The organism is Pseudomonas sp. P5_B2 (assembly GCF_056400445.1).
This window is the reverse complement of the sequence record NZ_JBFULH010000704.1, coordinates 1-1961: the sequence shown is the minus strand read 5'-3', so window position 1 is coordinate 1961 and position 1961 is coordinate 1. Positions and strand designations below refer to the sequence as shown.

The following is a 1961-nucleotide window of genomic DNA, read 5'->3' as shown; positions in this document are numbered from 1 at the left end:
ATTGAACATCGAGGGTCAGAGCGCCTTCCAGTCCCGCAACCACTGCAGCCCCGCCGAGGTATCAGCCTTGGGGCGGTACTCGCAGCCGACCCAGCCGTCGTACCCCAGCTTATCCATCAGATCGAACAGGTAGGGATAGTTGAGCTCCCCCAGGTTTGGCTCATGACGATCAGGTACACCGGCAATCTGAATGTGGCCGATACCGTCAAAGTCACGGCGAAGCTTGGTGGCCAAATCCCCTTCCACGATCTGACAGTGATAGCAGTCAAACTGCACTTTCAGATTGCTGGCGCCGACTTCCTTGCAGACAGCCTGTGCCTGATCCTGACGATTGAGGAAAAACCCCGGCATGTCTCGTGTATTGATCGGTTCCAGCAACACCGTGATGCCCGCCTGATTCGCCTTGGCCGCCGCGTAGGCAAGGTTTTCCAGGTATACGGCGTGGTGACGCGGGCGCTCGTTTTCCGAGGGCAGCAAGCCGGCCATCACATGGATACGCGTGTTGCCGAGCACCTCGGCGTATTCCAGCGCACGGTCGAAGCCCTCACGAAATTCAACTTCGCGGCCGGGCAACGTCGCAATGCCCCGTTCCCCCGCCGCCCAGTCACCGGGCGGAGCGTTGAACAGCGCCTGAACCAGCCCGTTGTCGCTCAGGCGCTGCTTGAGCTCCTGCGCGCTGAAGTCGTAGGGGAACAGATATTCCACCGCTTCGAAACCGTCGGCTGCCGCCGCCGCGAAGCGATCCAGAAACTGATGTTCCGGGTAAAGCATACTGAGATTGGCAGCAAAACGAGGCATGTTGACTCCTTGGAAAATGGGTCAGACGAAAGGCCAGATCAACAGCGTGATGCAAAAGCCGAGCGTTCCGAGCAAGGTAGTGATCACTGTCCAGGTGCGCAAACCGTCAGCGACGTTCAGTCCGGGAGGAAGAAATCGGAGGGCACCTTGTCGAACATCGTCACAATCCTGTTTTGTATTGTTTTCAGGTTGTCATTCGGATCGAGTAGATAATCCACCAATGATCGAATTGTGTGAAGTGTTTTTTACAAATAACATTTTTTAACATCGACCGAGATGCACGGACATACACTCACTCCCGCAGGGCGGCCCCTCCGAGGTTTTGCTGGCGCACTCTCTGCCGCCGCAATTCAAAGACTGGCCACTCCAGAGATGTCTTGGACAATCGGGCCGGTTTACGCCAGCTACAATCACAAAGCGCAACGCTATGCCGATGTCCGCGAAGTGGTGCTGGTCTGCATGCCCGCACCTTCATCGCAAACCTGACAGGTACCCTGAGAACGGAGTAAAGGATGCTTTATTTTCAGCAAATGTTGGGCACAGCCGTGTTTGCCATTACCGGGGTGTTGGCTATCCATAAGGCAGGGGTCGACGTGTTCGGTGCCGTGGTGCTTGGCATCATCACCGCTATTGGTGGGGGCACCATTCGCGACCTGTTGCTCGATCAACCGATTTTCTGGATTGCCGACTTCAACTACATCTGGGTTGCCTTGATTGCAGGACTGCTGGCATTTTTTCTTACCCAGAAATTCCAGCAACGCTACCAACTGTTGCTGTACCTCGATGGTTTTGCGGCCGCACTGTTCGCAATTGTCGCTACCGAGAAAGTGCTGGGATTGCACCTTGCTGCACCTTTTGCCGTGATGATGGGGGTGCTGACCAGTATTGGCGGCGGTATCGCCCGCGATGTGCTGGCACGGAGAGCCTCATTGTTGATGTCACGTGAGATCTACGCTACGCCGATCTTGCTGGGGTGCACCCTTTATGTCCTGTTGCGCGATGTCTTCCCGACCATCCAGGTCGCCGGCTGGATTGCCTTGATATTCACCTCGGGGTTGAGGTTTCTAGCCATTTATAAGGAGCTGCAAATGCCAGCGATTCTCTCCACCCGGCAGAGTTAAGGTTGGACACCCCGAATCTGGGGGACTGCTATAGTCAGGCAG

2 protein-coding genes are annotated in these 1961 nt (G+C 55.9%); one reads left to right on the top strand and one right to left on the bottom strand.

The features are described 5' to 3' along the window. Window positions 1-15: 15 nt before the first annotated feature. Window positions 16-798 carry a 2-oxo-tetronate isomerase gene (gene otnI / locus AC1DRJ_RS25820; protein WP_477804650.1) on the bottom strand — a complete coding sequence of 261 codons (783 nt, stop codon included), beginning with the start codon at window positions 796-798 and terminating at the stop codon, window positions 16-18. A 512-nt stretch (window positions 799-1310) separates the two neighbouring features. Between otnI and AC1DRJ_RS25815 the strand changes: the two genes are divergently transcribed. Next, window positions 1311-1919 carry a trimeric intracellular cation channel family protein gene (locus tag AC1DRJ_RS25815; protein ID WP_477804649.1) on the top strand — a complete coding sequence of 203 codons (609 nt, stop codon included), beginning with the start codon at window positions 1311-1313 and terminating at the stop codon, window positions 1917-1919. Window positions 1920-1961: the final 42 nt, after the last annotated feature.